The organism is Nocardioides sp. (assembly GCF_041393715.1).
GTDB lineage: Bacteria > Actinomycetota > Actinomycetes > Propionibacteriales > Nocardioidaceae > Nocardioides.
Genome location: NZ_JAWKJQ010000001.1, coordinates 262,841 through 280,017 on the forward strand (window position 1 = coordinate 262,841; position 17,177 = coordinate 280,017).

Annotated in this window: 18 protein-coding genes; 11 read left to right on the forward strand and 7 right to left on the reverse strand. The window is 72.4% G+C overall.

Annotation, left to right across the window (positions count from 1 at the left end):
- Entirely contained in the window at positions 1-714 is a 714-nt protein-coding gene (locus R2740_RS01395) for a TetR/AcrR family transcriptional regulator (protein WP_371300896.1), read from the reverse strand.
- 101 nt (positions 715-815) lie between these two features.
- On the opposite strand from R2740_RS01395, the gene R2740_RS01400 reads away from it, so the two are divergent.
- The 3 genes from R2740_RS01400 to R2740_RS01410 all read left to right on the forward strand — a co-directional run bounded on the left by R2740_RS01400 (position 816) and on the right by R2740_RS01410 (position 3,788).
- The gene (locus R2740_RS01400) at positions 816-2,252 is read left to right on the forward strand and encodes an MFS transporter (protein ID WP_371300897.1); all 1,437 of its coding nucleotides are present in this window, start codon (positions 816-818) and stop codon (positions 2,250-2,252) included.
- A gap of 76 nt (positions 2,253-2,328) precedes the next feature.
- Positions 2,329-2,940, forward strand: coding sequence for an MBL fold metallo-hydrolase (locus tag R2740_RS01405; protein ID WP_371300898.1), 612 nt, complete (start codon positions 2,329-2,331; stop codon positions 2,938-2,940).
- Positions 2,941-3,224: 284 nt separating this feature from the next.
- Positions 3,225-3,788, forward strand: coding sequence for a hypothetical protein (locus R2740_RS01410; protein ID WP_371300899.1), 564 nt, complete (start codon positions 3,225-3,227; stop codon positions 3,786-3,788).
- A gap of 70 nt (positions 3,789-3,858) precedes the next feature.
- On the opposite strand, the gene R2740_RS01415 is transcribed toward R2740_RS01410, so the two are convergent.
- The 3 genes from R2740_RS01415 to R2740_RS01425 all read right to left on the reverse strand — a co-directional run bounded on the left by R2740_RS01415 (position 3,859) and on the right by R2740_RS01425 (position 6,302).
- Complete coding sequence (locus R2740_RS01415) at positions 3,859-5,022, reverse strand: hypothetical protein (protein ID WP_371300900.1); 1,164 nt, start codon at positions 5,020-5,022, stop codon at positions 3,859-3,861.
- Positions 5,023-5,118: 96 nt separating this feature from the next.
- On the reverse strand, positions 5,119-5,451 hold the full coding sequence (locus R2740_RS01420; RefSeq protein WP_371300901.1) for a hypothetical protein: 333 nt from the start codon (positions 5,449-5,451) through the stop codon (positions 5,119-5,121).
- Positions 5,448-6,302 carry a hypothetical protein gene (locus R2740_RS01425; RefSeq protein ID WP_371300902.1) on the reverse strand — a complete coding sequence of 285 codons (855 nt, stop codon included), beginning with the start codon at positions 6,300-6,302 and terminating at the stop codon, positions 5,448-5,450. The genes R2740_RS01420 and R2740_RS01425 overlap by 4 nt, the downstream gene beginning before the upstream one ends.
- Positions 6,303-6,487: 185 nt before the next feature.
- Between R2740_RS01425 and R2740_RS01430 the strand changes: the two genes are divergently transcribed.
- The 6 genes from R2740_RS01430 (at position 6,488) to R2740_RS01455 (ending at position 12,218) form a co-directional block, all read left to right on the forward strand.
- Positions 6,488-6,910: a histidine phosphatase family protein gene (locus tag R2740_RS01430; RefSeq protein ID WP_371300903.1), complete on the forward strand. Its 423-nt coding sequence runs from the start codon at positions 6,488-6,490 to the stop codon at positions 6,908-6,910.
- Positions 6,911-7,078: 168 nt separating this feature from the next.
- Positions 7,079-7,375 (forward strand): co-chaperone GroES, encoded by a 297-nt coding sequence (groES, locus tag R2740_RS01435; RefSeq protein WP_371301168.1) that lies wholly within the window; start codon positions 7,079-7,081, stop codon positions 7,373-7,375.
- Positions 7,376-7,501: 126 nt separating this feature from the next.
- Positions 7,502-9,127 carry a chaperonin GroEL gene (gene groL, locus R2740_RS01440; protein WP_371300904.1) on the forward strand — a complete coding sequence of 542 codons (1,626 nt, stop codon included), beginning with the start codon at positions 7,502-7,504 and terminating at the stop codon, positions 9,125-9,127.
- A gap of 150 nt (positions 9,128-9,277) precedes the next feature.
- Positions 9,278-9,955: a winged helix-turn-helix domain-containing protein gene (locus R2740_RS01445; protein WP_371300905.1), complete on the forward strand. Its 678-nt coding sequence runs from the start codon at positions 9,278-9,280 to the stop codon at positions 9,953-9,955.
- Positions 9,956-9,966: 11 nt separating this feature from the next.
- On the forward strand, positions 9,967-11,172 hold the full coding sequence (locus R2740_RS01450) for an MFS transporter (protein WP_371300906.1): 1,206 nt from the start codon (positions 9,967-9,969) through the stop codon (positions 11,170-11,172).
- 146 nt (positions 11,173-11,318) lie between these two features.
- Entirely contained in the window at positions 11,319-12,218 is a 900-nt protein-coding gene (locus tag R2740_RS01455) for a GNAT family N-acetyltransferase (RefSeq protein ID WP_371300907.1), read from the forward strand.
- 4 nt (positions 12,219-12,222) lie between these two features.
- Here R2740_RS01455 and R2740_RS01460 read toward each other — a convergent pair whose 3' ends face one another.
- Positions 12,223-13,452 (reverse strand): hypothetical protein, encoded by a 1,230-nt coding sequence (locus R2740_RS01460; RefSeq protein ID WP_371300908.1) that lies wholly within the window; start codon positions 13,450-13,452, stop codon positions 12,223-12,225.
- A gap of 62 nt (positions 13,453-13,514) precedes the next feature.
- On the opposite strand from R2740_RS01460, the gene guaB reads away from it, so the two are divergent.
- Complete coding sequence (guaB, locus tag R2740_RS01465) at positions 13,515-15,041, forward strand: IMP dehydrogenase (RefSeq protein ID WP_371300909.1); 1,527 nt, start codon at positions 13,515-13,517, stop codon at positions 15,039-15,041.
- 32 nt (positions 15,042-15,073) lie between these two features.
- Here the strand turns inward: guaB and R2740_RS01470 are convergent, their stop codons facing one another.
- On the reverse strand, positions 15,074-15,481 hold the full coding sequence (locus R2740_RS01470; RefSeq protein ID WP_371300910.1) for a pilus assembly protein CpaE: 408 nt from the start codon (positions 15,479-15,481) through the stop codon (positions 15,074-15,076).
- Positions 15,482-15,523: 42 nt separating this feature from the next.
- Between R2740_RS01470 and R2740_RS01475 the strand changes: the two genes are divergently transcribed.
- A complete protein-coding gene (locus R2740_RS01475) occupies positions 15,524-16,630 on the forward strand; it encodes a GuaB3 family IMP dehydrogenase-related protein (protein ID WP_371300911.1) in 1,107 nt (368 codons plus the stop codon).
- Here R2740_RS01475 and R2740_RS01480 read toward each other — a convergent pair.
- Positions 16,593-17,129, reverse strand: a complete 537-nt coding sequence (locus R2740_RS01480; RefSeq protein WP_371300912.1) for an NUDIX hydrolase — start codon at positions 17,127-17,129, stop codon at positions 16,593-16,595. The two genes, R2740_RS01475 and R2740_RS01480, sit on opposite strands and share 38 nt — an antisense overlap.
- Positions 17,130-17,177: the final 48 nt, after the last annotated feature.

Consider the following 17,177-nt stretch of genomic DNA (forward strand, 5'->3'; position numbering starts at 1 on the left):
TCAGCGGGGGATCTGGGCCGCGATCCCCGCGATGAACATGTCCACGCCGAACCCGAACCGGTCGTCGCCGTCGCCGCTGACCAGCTCGTCGACGTGGCCGGTGATGGCGGGGTAGCGGCTGGGCGGCAGCGCGCGCATCGCGTCGGCGAAGCCGGCGTAGAACTCCATCCCGACCTCCTCCGGGGGTCGCCCGGAGCCGTCGTCGAACATCTGGCCCTGGAGGTAGCCCTCGAAGGCGTCGGCGGCGACGTAGAGCGCGCCCACGTCCATCGCCCACGCGGCGACCTGGGCGGGGACGCCGCCGGCCAGCAGGCCCGCGAGCAGCGCCTCGGCGATGTCCACGAAGTGCTCGCCGGTGGGCACGGTGCCGAACGACAGCCGGGCGACGTCACGATGGCGGGCGAAGACGTCGCGAGTGGTGTGCATGTGACGGCGCAGCAGGTCCTGCCAGTCGTCGCCCCGGGGGACCGGGATCTCCTCGAGGACCCGGGTGAGCACCGCCGACAGCAGCGCCTCCTTGTGCGGGAAGTAGGCGTAGAGGCTCGCCGGGCCGGTGTCGAACTCCGCGGCGACCCGCCGCATCGTCACCGCCTCGACGCCCTCGGTGTCGACCAGCCGCAGCGCCACCTCGACGATCGCCTCGACCCCGAGTGTGGGGCGGCGCCGGCGGGTGGCAACGACCGCTCGGCGCTCGCTGGGGGAGGTGCGGGCCATGAGGCCAGTCTAGGGCGCGGCCGCCGACGGCTTGACACGAACACCGTTCGCGCGTAGAACAGTGTTCGTCAACGAACACTGTTCGCAGCGAAGGGCCCATGATGACCGCCACCTCCGTTCCTGCTGTCGGCTACGCCCTGCGCTGGCCCGCCCTCTTCGTCGTCCTCACCGCCGAGGTGATGGACCTCCTCGACGCCCTGGTGACCTCGGTCGCCGGCCCCACGATCGTCCGCGACCTGGGTGGCGGCGAGACGCTCATCCAGTGGCTCGCCGCGGCCTACACCCTCGCGATGGCGTCCGGGCTGCTGATCGGCGGACGGCTGGGCGACATCTACGGCCGCCGCCGCGTCTTCCTGGTCGGGATGGCCGGCTTCACGCTGATGTCGCTGGCCTGCGCGCTCGCCCAGGACCCCGGCATGCTGGTCGCCTTCCGGGTGCTGCAGGGCGGGATCGGCGCGGTGATGCTGCCGCAGGGGCTCGGCCTGATCAAGGAGATGTTCCCGCCCGACGAGATGGGTGCCGCGTTCGGCGCGTTCGGCCCGGTGATGGGACTCTCCGCGGTCGGCGGGCCGATCCTGGCCGGCTTCCTCGTCGACGCCGACCTCTTCGGCTGGTCGTGGCGGACGATCTTCGCCATCAACCTTCCGCTGGGGGTCGCCGCGCTGGTCGCGGGACGGATGCTGTTGCCGGCGTCGAGGCCGGACCGCAGCCTGCACCTCGAGCTCACCTCGGCGGTCATCGCGTCGGCGTCGATGTTCCTGGTGGTCTATCCCCTGATCCAGGGGCGGGAGCTGGGGTGGCCCGCGTGGGTCTTCGCGATGATGGCGGCGGGTCTCGCCGGGCTCGGCCTGCTGGCCTACGTCGAGCAGGCCCGCGACCGCGCCGGCAAGGTCACCCTGATCACGCCGTCGCTGTTCACCAACCGCGCCTTCACCACCGGCATGGTCGCCGGCATGGCGCTGTTCGCGGCGCTCATCGGTCTCTCGATCGTGCTGACCCTGCTGGTCCAGGTCGGCATGGGCTACTCCCCACTCCACGCCGGACTCACCAGCGTCGGCCAGGCGGCCGGCATGGTGGTCGGCTTCATCGCGTCGCAGCCGCTGATGGCCAAGCGGGGCGGACGACGGGTGATGCACCTCGGTGAGGCGGTCGCGATCGCGGGCTTCGTCGGGTTCCTGGTCACCGTCGGGGCGGCCGGCGACGGGCTCTCCGGCTGGGACCTGCAGCCCTCGCTGCTGGTCTCCGGGGTCGGCCTCGGGTTGACCATGGCCCCGTTCTTCGACCTGGTGCTCGCCGGCGTCGACGAGCGGGAGTCCGGCTCCGCCTCCGGTGTCCTCAGCTCGGTGCAGCAGCTCGGCGGCGCGGTCGGCATCGCGGCGCTCGGGACCACGTTCTTCCATGTGGTGGCCACCTCGACGTCGGCGAGCTCCGTGGAGGCGTTCCGCAACGGGGCGGCCGCGGCGAGCTGGCTGGCGGTGGGGCTGATGGCGGTGGCCTTCGTGCTGACCTTCCGGCTGCCCGCCCGGGCGCGCGAGTAGGCCGCCGGTCACTGAGGCCGGTCACTGAGCTGAGCCGCCCCGCGCGGCCGGCGTACGCACTGGCACGATGTCCGACATGAGCGCACGCATCGACCATGCCGTGACGTCGGGGACCTTCAGCCTCGACGGCGAGACCTTCGACGTCGACAACAACGTGTGGGTGGTCGGCGACGACACCGAGTGCGTGGTGATCGACGCGCCGCACGACGCCGCCGCCATCCTCGCCGCGGTGGGCGACCGCACGCTCAAGGCGATCGTGTGCACCCACGCCCACGACGACCACGTGAGGGTGGCGCCGGCGCTGCGGGAGGCCGCCGGGGCGCCGATCCTGCTGCACCCCGACGACCAGCCGGTGTGGGAGCTCACCCACCCGGACCTGCTCTGGGACGTCGACCTGGCCGACGGGCAGCGGATCGAGGTCGGCGGCACGACGCTCGAGGTGCTGCACACGCCCGGCCACGCGCCGGGGGCGGTCTGCCTCTACGCCGCCGACCTCGGCTGTGTCTTCACGGGTGACACGCTCTTCCAGGGAGGCCCCGGGGCGACGGGTCGCTCGTTCAGCGACCGGCCGACGATCGAGGAGTCGATCCGGACCCGTCTCTTCGCACTGCCCGACGAGACGGTCGTGCACACCGGCCACGGCGCCGACACCACGATCGGCGCCGAGCGCGCGCTGCTCGACGGCTGAGCGGCCGGACCCGGTCCGGGGTGCATCGGGGCTCCTGGTGGGGGTCGGTGTCGCGTCGGAGGATGCCGCAGTCGCGGGGTGGCGTGGACCGCCCGAGCGTGCTCTTGACACCCGGCGACGGGGCTGGCGGCCCGCGTCCGGGGCAGGGCAGGCAACCCTGCGTGACGAGGCGCATGCCGTTTCTGTGCGCGGGATCATACGGGTCCGAATGATTGAACTCTAAAGTTTCTCTTACGGGGTGCGGGATGGTCCCGAACCCCCACTGGAGGAGGCATTCGACCGCCATGCGTGCAACTCTCGACAAGCTCATCTCATGGACCGGGCTCGTGCTCGCGCTCGTTCTGCTCGTCGCCGGAGGCCTGCTCACCTGGGCCAGCGTCTTCGTCGGCGACCAGGTCAGCCAGCAGCTGTCCGACCAGCACATCACCATGCCGGCGGAGGACCAGCTCACCACCGCCGACCAGAAGGACGCCCTCGCGCAGTACGCCGGCGAGGACATGACCACGGGCGCCCAGGCGAAGGCCTACGCCGACCACTACATCCTCGCCCACCTGGACGAGGTGGCCGACGGCAAGACCTACTCCGAGGTCAGCGGCGCCTACATCGCCGCCGGCTGCAGCGACCCGGCCAAGGCGTCGGACGAGGACTGCCAGACCCTCGGCGGCCAGCGGCAGACCCTGTTCATGGGCAGCACGCTGCGTGGTCTGCTGCTCAACGCCTATGCCTTCGGCACCATCGGGATGATCGCGATGTACGCCGCCATCGCGGCGTTCGTCGGTGCCGTCGTCATGCTGCTGCTCGGCCTCATGGGCCTGCGGCACGCCAAGCAGGCGACCACGGACGCCTGACGACACCGGTCCCCCATCCGCGGGCCCGGCGGCTGACCGCCGTCGGGCCCGCGGCACGCCTGCGCCGCAGTCAGCGGGTCTCCAGCAACCACGGCGACTCGAGGGAGTCCGCCTTGACCGGGGCCACGGCGTACTCCAGGGAGCCGTCGACTCCGACCCGCACGACCGCCCAGCGCCGTCCCTGGAAGGTGCGGACCAGCAGGTGCGCGTCGTCCTCCCAGACCTGGTCGAAGTACGTCGCCGAGCGGGCGGTGCCGGACCACGACCGCACCACCGAGCCGTCCTCCATGGAGAGGATCGCCAGGGTCTTGGGGCCGAAGCCGTCGAGATAGGCCGGCAGGCCGACGAGGTGGGCCGCGTCGGGTGCGATGACGTCGAGCGTGTGGTCGCAGGTCCTCCAGAGGGTCTTGCGCCAGCCCTGGAGCATCCGGCTGCAGCTGCCGGCAGGGTCCTCGCTGACGGAGTACATCCCGCCCAGCAGCGGACCCTCCGAGGTGGTGGCCGCCAGCATCTTCGGCAGCTGGTCGACGATGCCGTGCGAGGTGACCGCGTAGACCTTGCCGCCGCTGTTGACGTAGACCGTGCAGCCGGCGTCGCTGGAGCGACCCTCCTTGCAGTCCTCGCTGGTGACGCCGACGGTGCGATAGGTGCCGGCGCCCTGCGGCACCTTCGGCATGGTGAGGATCTCGTCGGTCTCGGCGTGGGCGGTGTAGACGGTGCCGTCGACGCCGGTCCAGGCGACCACGTTGCCACCGTGCGAGACGGCGAGCCCGCCCTCGACGGCGTACGGCGTGCCGTGGCTGCCGTCGGCCTTCAGCACGAAGACCATCTCCTCGCCGGTGTCGGGGTCGACCACGTCGGCCACCCAGCCGTCGCCGAGCGCGGCGAACTGCGTCAGGCTGCCCGCCGGGAGCGGCGTCGTGCTGCCGTCGGTGCCGTGGATGGTGCCGCCGGTGGCGAGGGTGCCGGTGTAGGTCAGGGTCGCGTGGGCCACGCCGGGCGTCGCGCCCTGCGCCAGACCGGCCACGTCGAGCGCGCCGCGGTCGGGGTCGGCCGGGCTCGCCGAGGGGGATTCGGTGGGCGTGTCGGTGGGCGTGGAGGACGAGGCGGCGGACGGGCTTCCCGACGTCTCCGGAGCCGTGGCGCCCCGAGTGCCGCAGCCGGCCAGGGCCGACGTGGCGAGGCAGATCGCGGCGGCGGCCAGCGTCCCTCGGCCGATGCGTGTGGTGTTCATGGTGGTCCCCCTGGAGTGGTGTGACGTGCGTTGGGAGAGAGACGCGGTCGGGGCCCGGAGCGTTGCGCGTGCGGGGGTCTCGATTCGGTCTCGGTCTCAGAAGGGCTTCACCAGCAGGGCGGTGCCGTGGCCGTCGATGCGGGTCAGCACCAGGGTGGCCTCGTCGTCGCCGGCGAGGTGCAGCCGCTTCCGGAGCGCGGCCGGGTCGACGTCGACGCCACGCTTCTTGATGGTCAGCGTGCCGATGCCGCGCTGCTTCAGCGCGAGCCGGAGCTGCTTCTCGCGGTAGGGCAGTGTCTCGACCACCCGATAGCCCCGGGCGAACGGTGTCCGGAACGACGCGTCGGAGGTGACGTAGGCGATGTGCTCGTCGAGCAGCCCGCCCTGGACGCCGGCCGCGACCGCGGTGACCAGGCCCGCCCGGATCACCGCGCCGTCGGGTTCGTAGAGGAACCCGCCGAGCCGCGGACCGGGCGCGGCTCGCCGTCGAAGGGGTCGTCCTCCTCGGTCAGGGTGGCCAGCCCGGAGCGGGCCAGCACGGTCGCCCGGCGCCGCGCCGTCGCGAGGTACGGCGACCACAGCACGGCCTCCTTCACCTCGCCCTGCTCGCTGACCCACTCCGCCTCGACGCCGTCGGCCACCAGGTCATGGGGGATGCCGGGCGCGGCCTTGACCAGCGCCCGCCCGCGCAGCAGCTCCTCCACCCAGGCCCACGGCGGCGACCAGTCGGCGACGTCGAAGGTGCGGCCTCGCCCGGTCCGCCGCGCCGGGTCGGCGAAGGCGACGCCGAAGCCGCTCACGTCGACGGTGGTGGCGTCGGCCACGGCGACCGCGCCGGGCAGCCCGAGGGCGGCCAGGTTGGCCTCGGCGATGGCGGCTCGCACCGGGTCGAGCTCCACGCCGGCGGCGGTGAGCCCGGCGCGCGCGAACGCCATCAGGTCGGCGCCGATCCCGCAGCCGAGGTCGACGACCGACCCCGGCTCGGCGGCCGCCACCCGCGCCGCCCGGTGGTCGGCCACTCGGCGTCGGGTGGCCTGCTCCAGCGCGTCGGGGGTGAAGTAGAGCCGGAGCGCCTCCTCGCCGAGCTTCGGCACGGCCTTCACGCGGAGCTCGACCTGGGTCAGTGCCGCGGCGGCGCGATCGGCGTCGGGCTCCTGCCTGCGCACCTGCGCGGCCGAGCGGACCGGGTCGCCGTCGGCGTCGGCGTAGGCCTGGGCCGCGGTCAGCAGCAGTTGCTGACCGTCGGCGGTCAGCAGCCATCGGAAGGTGTCCAGCTCCACCCGTGCATCCTTGCGCACGCCATGATGGGTCTCGTGGCGCACACCCTGGTGCTGGTCCGGCACGCCAAGTCCGACTGGTCGGGCGACCATCCCGACCATGCGCGACCGGTCGGTCCGCGGGGCGCCGGCAGGCGCCCGAGTCGGGTCGCTGGCTGGCCGAGCACCTGCCCGCCATCGACCTCGCCGTGGTGTCGCCGGCGCAGCGGGCCCGCACCACCTGGGAGCTGGTGGGCGCCGAGCTGCCGCTCGCGCCGCCGGTCCGGGTCGAGGACGACCTGTACGCCTTCGGCGCCGGGCCCCTGCTGGCCGTCGTACGCCGGCTGCCGGGGGAGGCCACGACCGTCGCGCTGGTCGGCCACAACCCGGCCCTGGAGGAGCTGGTCGAGGAGCTCACGGGGGAGTGGGTCGCGATGCCCACCTCCGCCCTCGCCGTCCTCGAGCTCCCGGGGGCCTGGGTCGACGCCGGGGAGGCACCGCGCGCCTGCTCGCCGCCGGCCGCCCACCCCGATAGTCCGCCACGTTCGGCACCACTTCGGGGCCTCCGACTGGTGCTCTGCGTAGCGGACTATCGGACCCGCCACCACCCGCCTGGCACTCCCTGGGGGTGAGTGCTAACGTCTGACTTGGCACTCTCACCCTGAGGGTGCCAGCGCTTGCGAGTCGGTGCGACCCCCGCGACGGCGTACCTCCCCGCAAGCCCAGACGTTGCACGACCAGCTGGGTGGACGCCTGCGTGGCGCCCACCACGACTAGTGGAGAAAGTGGAGGTCGACATCGTGTCGGTCAACATCAAGCCCCTCGAGGACCGGATCGTCGTCGAGCCCCTGGACGCCGAGCAGACCACCGCCTCGGGTCTGGTCATCCCCGACACCGCCAAGGAGAAGCCCCAGGAGGGCGAGGTCGTGGCGATCGGGCCGGGCCGCATCGACGACAACGGCAACCGCGTGCCGCTCGACGTGGCCGTCGGCGACAAGGTCATCTACAGCAAGTACGGCGGCACCGAGGTGAAGTACGCCGGCTCGGAGTACCTCATCCTCTCCGCCCGCGACGTCCTGGCCGTCGTTCCTGACTGACCTGGCATCCCCGGCTGGCGGCGTCGGGCTCGCTCGACGACCGCTGCGCCTTTGAGGTCGCCTTCGCTCGCCCGTCTTGCCAGCCGGGCGCCAGATCACCCCTGAGTCACGAGAAAGGCCATTGTCATGCCCAAGATCCTGGAGTTCGACGAGCAGGCGCGCCGGTCGCTGGAGCGGGGCGTCGACGCGCTCGCCAACGCGGTCAAGGTGACGCTCGGCCCCAAGGGCCGCTACGTCGTGCTGGACAAGAAGTGGGGCGCCCCCACGATCACCAACGACGGCGTCACGGTGGCGCGCGACGTGGAGCTCGACGACCCGTTCGAGAACCTCGGGGCGCAGCTCACCAAGGAGGTCGCCACCAAGACCAACGACATTGCGGGTGACGGCACCACCACCGCGACGGTGCTCGCCCAGGCGATGGTCCACGAGGGGCTGCGGGCGGTCGCCGCCGGCGCCAACCCGATGGGCCTCAAGCGCGGCATGGACGCCGCGGCCGAGGCGGTCAGCGACTCGCTGCGCGAGTCGGCCCGTGAGGTCGAGACCCGCGAGGACATGGCGTCGGTCGCCACCATCTCCAGCCGCGACGAGCACATCGGCGCGCTGTTGGCCGAGGCCTTCGACAAGGTCGGCAAGGACGGCGTGATCACCGTCGAGGAGTCCAACACCATGGGCACCGAGCTGGAGTTCACCGAGGGCATGCAGTTCGACAAGGGCTACATCTCGGCCTACTTCGTCACCGACCCGGAGAGCATGGAGGCCGCCCTCGACGACCCCTACGTGCTGCTCCACCAGGGCAAGATCTCCTCGGTCGCCGAGCTGCTGCCGCTGCTGGAGAAGGTCATCGCGACCGGCAAGTCGCTGTTCATCCTCGCCGAGGACGTCGACGGCGAGGCGCTGTCGACGCTGGTGGTCAACAAGATCCGCGGCACCTTCACCGCGGTCGCGGTCAAGAGCCCGGCCTTCGGTGACCGCCGCAAGGCGATGATGCAGGACATCGCGACCCTGACCGGCGGGCAGGTCGTCGCCCCCGAGGTCGGGCTCAAGCTCGACCAGGTGGGCCTCGAGGTGCTCGGCTCCGCGCGTCGTGTCGTGGTCACCAAGGACGCCACGACCATCGTCGACGGCGGTGGCGACAAGGCCGAGGTCGAGGGCCGGGTCAACCAGATCAAGGCCGAGATCGAGACCACCGACTCCGACTGGGACCGCGAGAAGCTGCAGGAGCGGCTGGCCAAGCTGGCCGGTGGCGTCTGCGTGATCAAGGTCGGCGCGGCCACCGAGGTCGAGCTCAAGGAGAAGAAGCACCGCATCGAGGACGCCGTCTCGGCGACCCGGGCCGCGATCGAGGAGGGCATCGTCGCCGGTGGCGGCTCGGCCCTCATCCACGCGGGCGCGGTCCTCGACGGCGACCTCGGGCTCACCGGCGACGAGGCGATGGGCGTGCGGATCGTGCGCAAGTCCGTCGACGAGCCGCTGCGCTGGATCGCCGAGAACGGCGGCGAGAACGGCTACGTCATCGTCACCAAGGTGCGCGAGGCCGGCCCCGGCACGGGCTACAACGCGGCCACCGAGGAGTACGGCGACCTGGTCGCCCAGGGTGTCCTCGACCCGGTCAAGGTGACCCGCTCCGCGCTGGTCAACGCCACCTCGATCGCGGGCATGCTGCTCACCACCGAGACGCTGGTGGTCGAGGCTCCCGAGGACGAGGAGGAGGCTGCGGCCGCCGCCGGTCACGGCCACGGTCACGGCCACTGAGCCGCCCCCGAGCCCGACCCGGCAGAAGTTCGGGTTGACCCGGCAGAACCTCGCGTTGACCCGGCAGAAGTTCACGAACTTCTGCCGGGTCAACCGCATTTCGGGCGACCCACCGTTGAAATGACTCTTTCGAAAGAGTAGTTTCGAGATATGGTCGACGAGGTGGGCGCTCCGGAGGCGGTGACGGAGGACGACGGGTTCGGCGAGCCGACCCGGATCTCCGAGGCAGCGGCGTTGCGGGCGCTGGCCCATCCGCTGCGCCAGCGGCTCTTCGAGCAGCTGGTGCTGTTCGGTCCGCTCACCGCCACCCAGCTCGCCGAGCGGGTCGACGACTCCCCGTCGAACTGCTCCTGGCACCTGCGCAAGCTGGCCGAGCACGGCTTCGTCGAGGAGGACCCCGCCGGTGGGCCCGGTCGGCGTCGACCCTGGCGGGCCGCGGTGCGCGCGCTGCGCTGGGGAGACCGCGACGAGGACGGGACCCCGGGCACCGAGGCCGAGAGTCGCGCCGCCGGCGAGCACCTGGCCCGGATGGTCCTCGAGCGTGAGGTGGGCAGGCTCCACGAGGCCTGGACCCGCCTCGCGGGAGAGGGCGAGGTGTGGCGCGACGCCGCCACGATGACCCAGTCGCTGCTCTGGCTGACCGCCGAGGAGCTGCGGGAGGTCAACGATCAGGTCCGCGAGGTGCTGCTGCGGCACCGTGACCGGCACGACCACCCGGAGCGGCGTCCCGCCGGGGCGCGGCTCTGCGCGATGGTGGCCTGGGGGGTGCCGACGTACGACCTGGGGGAGCCGGCACCGGGTGCCGACGTGCCGCCCGGGGTGGGCTGATGCGCGCGGCGATGGCGCGACCCGGCTTCCGCCGGCTGTTCTGGGCCACGGCGACGTCGATGTTCGGCGACTCGGTGATGCTGCTGGTGTTCAGCATCTGGGTGAAGGAGCTGACCGGCTCCAACGGTGCGGCCGGGCTGACCTTCTTCTGGATGGTGCTGCCGAGCCTGGCCGCCCCGGTGCTGGGCGGTCCGATCGACCGGGTCCGCCGCCGTCCGCTGCTGGTGTGGGGCAACGTCGCCTCCGCGGTGGTCGTGCTGCCGCTGCTGCTGGTGCGCGACGCGAGCGACGTCTGGATCATCTGGGTGGTCGCGTTCTTCTACGGCATCTCCTTCATCGTGCTGCCGGCCGGTCTCAACGGGCTGCTCAAGGAGCTGTTGCCGGAGGACCTGCTGGTCGAGGCCAACGGCGGGCTGCAGACCGTCCGCGAGGGCTTCCGGCTGGTCGGCCCGCTCCTCGGGGCCGGGCTGTACGCCGCCGCCGGAGGCTGGGCGGTGGCGATCGTCGACGCCGCGACGTTCCTCGTCGCGGCCCTGCTCATCGCGCGGATCGTCGTAGCCGAGCAGCCGCCCGAGCCCGAGCCCAGCCACTGGCGCGCCGACCTGACGGCGGGCATGCGCCATCTGGTCCGCGACCCCGTCCTTCAGCCGGTGTTGGTCGGACTGGCCGCCATGATGCTGGTCATCGGCTTCGCCGAGGCGTCGATCTTCGCGATCCTCGACGGGTTCGGGCTGGCCGCGACCTACGCCGGCATCCTGGTGACGGTGCAGGGCGTCGGCGCGGTCGTCGGCGGCCTCACCGCCAGCCGGGTGATCCGTCGCATCGGTGAGCCCCGGGCCGTCCTGGTCAGCCTCCTGCTGATCGTCGGTTCGCTGGGCCTGGTCGCTGCCACCTCGGTGCTCGCCCTGCTGTTCGCGAGCCTGGTGCTGCTGGGCTACTCGCTGCCGCTGCTGCTGGTGGCGCTGACGACGCTGGTCCAGGTGCGCACCCCGCAGCGGATCATGGGTCGGGTCTCGACCACCCTCGAGGTGCTCCTCGGCACGCCGCAGGCCATCTCGCTGGCCGCCGGCGCCGCGCTGGTCTCGGTGCTCGACTACCACCTGATCTTCGCGGTGATGGCCGCCGTGACCGGCCTCGGTGCGACCTACCTCGCCGTCCGGATGCCCGAGCGCGAACCGGCGCCGGTGCCGGACGGCGTACCTCCCGACCCGGCCTGAGGCCTCGCCTGCGGCCGTCGATGGACACCCGGCCGGAAGCCGGCCGTCAGGAGAGTTTTCCTCGGCGAAACACGGGGGACCACGCGGCGAAACCGGGTCGGCGCACGCTTCGAACCACAGTCTCCGTCGACGAGAGGGGGCCGCCGATGCTCTGGCGCGTCCGCACCACCCTGCCCGACCGCCCCGGCTCACTGGCCCGGCTGGCCGAGCAGTGCGGCCGGGCGGACGTGAACATCCTGGGCCTGCAGATCTTCCCCGGCGTGGAGGCCGTCACCGACGAGGTCGTGCTGCGCACGCCGAGCGACTGGGGCGAGGAGGAGATCGAGCGGCTCATCCAGCGCGCCGGCGGCGGGCGGGTCACCGCGACCCCCTGCTCGGAGGCCGCGCTGGTCGACCAGCCGACCCGCTACGTGCAGGCGGCGCGCACCATCCTGGCTCAGCCGGCGTCCTTCCCCGAGGTCGTGGCCACCCTCTTCGACGCGGAGGCCGACCCCGCCCCCGGTGACCGCGGGCCGACGCAGGACGTGATGGAGATGTCGGTCGGCGAGGTGCAGGTGCAGGTACGCCGCGCGGCGCCGTTCACGCCCACCGAGCATGCCCGCGGCGCGGCGATGGCCGACCTCGTCACCGACGTGCTGGCCCGGTCCCGCCAGGAGGCGGTCGGTGCCCCCGCGGGGGCCGTCCCTGCCAGCAGCTCCTCCGCACCGACCTACGTCGTCGGCGACGGCGAGGTGTCCGCCTCCGTCAACGGGCTCTTCGTGGGCAGTGCCCGGCTGCGCCCGGAGGCGACCGAGCCCGGAGTGCGCGAGCTGGTGCTCGAGGTCGACCCGGCCTGGCAGCGTCGCGGCATCGGCACCCGGCTGCTGGTGGAGGCGTCCCGGCTCGCCGCCATCGAGGGGGCCGCGGAGATCGTGATGAACACCCGTGCGGACAACCAGGCGGTGCTGCCGCTGGTGCTCGCGGCCGGCCTTCGCGGCCGGATCCGGATGTCGGCCGAGCGGCTCATCGTCCGCGCGCCGGTGCGCGACTTCGCGTCGGCGCGCTGACGCGTCAGCTCGACGGGTCCGGCGGGAGCAGGGAGCCGGGGACGGTGAGGGGTGGGCACAACTGCGTCCCTCCCTCGGACCTCGGGCAGTCGGACCCGATGTCGAGGACCTGGTCCGGGCCGTCGTCGGGGTGCCAGGTCAGCTGGTACGGCGGGTTGACGCCCAGGCGACGCAGCGGCTCCTGCGGCTCGTAGGTGAGGCGGCCGCCGCCCTGCCACCAGGTCCGGGTGTTGTCGAGCTCCTCGAGGTGGACCCAGCTGCCGTCGTAGGTCCAGGTCTGGAAGCGCGTGCCCGTCGTGCGGACCTCGCTGGCCGCGGAGATCTCGAAGCGCACGACGAGCGTGCCTGCGATCTTGTCGACGTCGTCGACCCGCCAGGCCTCGGTGTAGCCCGGCGGCATGGGGTACTCCCGGGCCACGTCGCCGGTGGCGGGGTCGAGCTCGACGACCCGCTGTCGCACCACGCAGCCGCCGCAGGTCTCGTCGTCGCCGTTGTCCTGGGTCAGCATCAGCAGGGCGGCGCCGTCGCTGCTGGGCAGGAAGTCGACCACGGGCTGGTCGCGGAGGACCTCGACCGCCTCGCCGTCCTCGAGGCGCAGCGCGCCGTGGTCGGTGCGGAAGTCGTCCTCGCTGTTGATGTCCCACAGCGCCCAGGTCACCCCGTCGAGCGTGTACGCCGGGTGGTAGAGCTGGAACGTGGCCCACCCCTCCTCGAGCTGGTCGGTCTCGACGGCGCTGTCGGGGACGTCCAACGTCCGTGGGTGGGACAGGTCGAGGTCGTAGACCGTGATCCGGTTGCGGGTATCGCTCCGGAACGTCACCGCCTCGGGCGTGACCCCCCAGTCGCCCCTGCCCCGGCGCGCCCGGATCACCTCACCGGTGCTGGGGTCGAGGACCCGAAGGCCGTGGCTCACGCCCCCGACGTCCGCGCCGTCGCGTTGGCCGCGTTGCGTGGTCGCTCCTCGGGTGAGCAGGTTGCCGTCGGGCAGCCAGGTGACGTCGGCGACCCGGCCGATCGGGGTCGAGTGGCCGCCGACGACCGCGGTGGAGGCCGGGCGTCGCTCGCCGAGCTGCTCCCACACGTAGGCGGGGCCTTCGGGCAGGGTCACGGTGGCCGGCTCGAGTAGCGAGGTGGTGACCTGCTCGCTGTCGACGGGCGAGCTGCAGGCCGCGGTCGCGGCGAGGAGCAGGAGGGCGGTCAGGGTCACCGCCCTGGCGCCGGCAGGTCGACTCATCGGTGCCCCCGTCCGTCGATGCCGAGCATGCTACGTCGTGGACCCGCCGGTAGGATCCGCGCATGGGTGACTGGGGCGAGAGCGAGCAGGGTGTGCCGGAGAAGTTCGCGGCGATGGGGCTGACCTACGACGACGTGCTGCTGCTCCCCGGCGACACCGACCTGGCGCCCCAGGACATCGACACCACCACCCGGCTGACCCGCGAGATCTCGCTCAAGGTGCCCCTGGTCTCGGCGGCGATGGACACCGTGACGGAGTCGCGGATGGCGATCGCGATGGCCCGCCAGGGTGGTCTCGGCGTGCTCCACCGCAACCTGTCGATCGACGACCAGGCCTACCAGGTCGACCTGGTGAAGCGGACCCAGACCGGCATCATCTCCAACCCGGTGACCATCGGTCCCGACGCGACCCTCGAGCAGCTCGACCGGATCGCCGGGGAGTACCGCATCTCCGGGCTGCCCGTCGTCGACACCGACGACCGGCTGCTCGGCATCATCACCAACCGCGACCTCCGCTTCACCCCGGTCGCGGAATGGGCGAGCACCAAGGTCGACGAGGTGATGACCCCGATGCCGCTGTTCACCGCGCCCGAGGGCATCGCCCGCGAGGACGCGATCACGATGCTGCGGCAGAACAAGCGCGAGCGGCTCCCGATCATCGACGAGGCAGGGCGCCTCACCGGCCTGATCACGGTCAAGGACTTCGTCAAGGGCGAGCAGTTCCCCCACGCCTCCTATGACGCGGACGGCCGGCTGATGGTGGGGGCGGCGATCGGCTACTTCGGCGACGCCTGGGAACGGGCCACCCGGCTGATCGAGGCCGGCGTCGACGTGCTGGTCGCCGACACGGCGCACGGCCACGTGCGGATGCTGCTCGACATGGTGCGGCGGCTCAAGACCGACCCGGCGACCCGCCACGTCCAGGTGATCGGCGGCAACGTCGCGACCCGGGCCGGGGCGCAGGCGTTCATCGACGCCGGCTCCGACGCGGTCAAGGTCGGGGTGGGGCCGGGCTCCATCTGCACCACCCGCGTGGTGACGGGCGTGGGCGTCCCGCAGGTCACCGCGGTCTACGAGGCGTCGCTCGCCGCCGGCCCGGCCGGCTGCCCCGTGATCGCCGACGGCGGGATGAAGCACTCCGGCGAGATCGCCAAGGCGATCGTCGCCGGCGCCGACTCCGTGATGGTCGGCTCGCTGCTCGCCGGCTGCGAGGAGTCGCCCGGTGACCTCGTCTTCGTCAACGGCAAGCAGTACAAGTCCTACCGCGGTATGGGCTCGCTCGGCGCCATGTCGAGCCGCGGCAAGAAGTCCTACTCCAAGGACCGCTACTTCCAGGCCGAGGTGTCCAGCGACGACGAGATCGTCCCCGAGGGCATCGAGGGGCAGGTGGCCTACCGCGGTCCGCTGGCGGCGGTCGCCCACCAGCTGATCGGCGGGCTCAACCAGTCGATGTTCTACGTCGGCGCGCGCACCGTCCCGGAGCTGAAGGAGAAGGGCCGGTTCGTGCGGATCACCTCCGCCTCGCTGTCGGAGAGCCACCCGCACGGCGTCGAGATGACCGTCGAGGCGCCCAACTACACCGGCCGCTGAGCCCCACCGGCACCGTCGGCGGTCGCCTACGATCAGCGGCGCAGCAGATCCAGGAGTGCCCGGGCGTAGGCCGACTCGGCGTCGATGTCGACGTATCGTCGCGTGTCGCCGCCGATGCTGACCGTGACCGCGTAGCCGGCCGGCTCCCCGGCCAGCCGCTCCAGCGCGAGGAACGCCTCGCCGAGCTCGTCGCGGAGCTGGTCCTCGCGCGGGAGCCACAGCGCCTCGCCGGCCTCGAGGCTGTCGAGAGCCCACTCCGTGGTGCCGTTGAAGGCGAGGACCTCGCCCGCCGGGAGCTGCAGCCGCTCGATGACCATGTTGCTGACCACGAAGACCTGGTCGTCCATCTCGCGGTCGGGGATGGCGAACCGGTCGCCGTTCTGCGGCTGCCAGGTCAGGCCGGCGTCGCGCAGTGCGTGGGCCAGGTCGAGGGCGAGCATGGCTCCAGTGTGCCCGCTGCCCGCACTCGATAGCCTTCCCCTGTGACGGACATCGAGATCGGCCGGGCCAAGCGGGCCCGCCGCGCCTACGCGTTCGACGACATCGCCATCGTGCCCAGCCGTCGCACCCGCGACCCCGAGGAGGTCAGCGTCGCCTGGCAGATCGACGCCTACCGCTTCGAGCTGCCCGTCCTGGCCGCGCCGATGGACTCCGTGATGTCGCCGCGCACCGCCATCGACTTCGGCCGGCACGGCGGGCTCGGGGTGCTCAACCTCGAGGGCCTCTGGACCCGCTACGACGACCCCGAGCCGTTGCTCGAGGAGGTCGCGCGGCTCGAGGGCACCGACGCCACCGCGCGGCTGCAGGAGATCTACAGCGCGCCGATCAGCGCCGAGCTGATCACCGAGCGGCTGCGCCAGATCCGCGAGTCCGGTGTCACCGTCGCGGGCTCGCTGTCTCCGCAGCGGACCAAGGAGTTCGCCAAGACCGTGGTCGACGCCGGCGTCGACATGTTCGTCATCCGCGGGACGACGGTCTCGGCCGAGCACGTCTCCTCACAGGCCGAGCCGCTGAACCTCAAGGAGTTCATCTACGAGCTCGACGTGCCGGTCATCGTCGGCGGCTGTGCCACCCACCAGGCCGCCCTCCACCTGATGCGGACCGGCGCGGCCGGCGTCCTCGTCGGGTTCGGCGGCGGCGCGGCCCACACGACGCGCACCGTGCTCGGCATCGCCGTGCCGATGGCCTCGGCGGTCGCCGACGTGGCCGCCGCGCGCCGCGACTACCTCGACGAGTCGGGCGGCCGCTACGTCCACGTCATCGCCGACGGGTCGATCGGCCGCTCCGGCGACATCGCCAAGGCGATCGCCTGCGGTGCCGACGCGGTGATGGTCGGGTCGCCGTTCGCGCGCGCCTCCGACGCGCCCGGGCGGGGCTTCCACTGGGGCGGCGAGGCGCACCACCGGGACCTGCCCCGGGGGGAGCGGGTCGCGTTCGAGCCGGTCGGCACCATGGAGGAGATCCTGTTCGGCCCCTCGCGGGTGGCCGACGGCACCATGAACCTGATCGGTGCCCTCCGGCGCGCGATGGCGATGACCGGCTACACCGACCTCAAGGAGTTCCAGCGGATCGAGGTCGTGGCGGAGTAGCCGCCAGCCCCCGCACCCAGCCCAGCAGCAGCGCCACGGTGTCGGGCATGAAGGCGTCGGGCTCGCGCGCCACCCAGGCGACCAGGTCTGCCGGTGCGACCCAGTCGCCCCAGACGACCTCCTCCGGCTGCCAGGTCACCGGCCCGTCCCACCGCGCCCAGAAGCAGAACGCGTGGTACGACGTGTGGTCGTCGCGGTAGTCCCCGCCGGGCAGGGGTTGCAGCGGCACGCCGGTGATGCCGAGCTCCTCGGCGAGCTCGCGCTCCGCGGCGAGCGCGGGTTCCTCGCCGGCCGCGATCACGCCGCCGGCCGCGAAGTCGTAGCGGCCCGGATAGACGTCCTTCGTGGGGGTCCGTCGGTGCACGTAGACGCGTCCGTGCCCGTCCACCACCACGACGCCGGTGGCCGCATGATGGAGGTTCTCGGCGCGCATCCGCGAGCGCGGCGCCGACCCGACCGGCCGCCCGGAGTCGTCGTACAGCGCGACCAGCTCGTCCACGCGTCCATCATGCCCGCTCGGTCGGGCCGTCGGGCCCCGGGCACAATG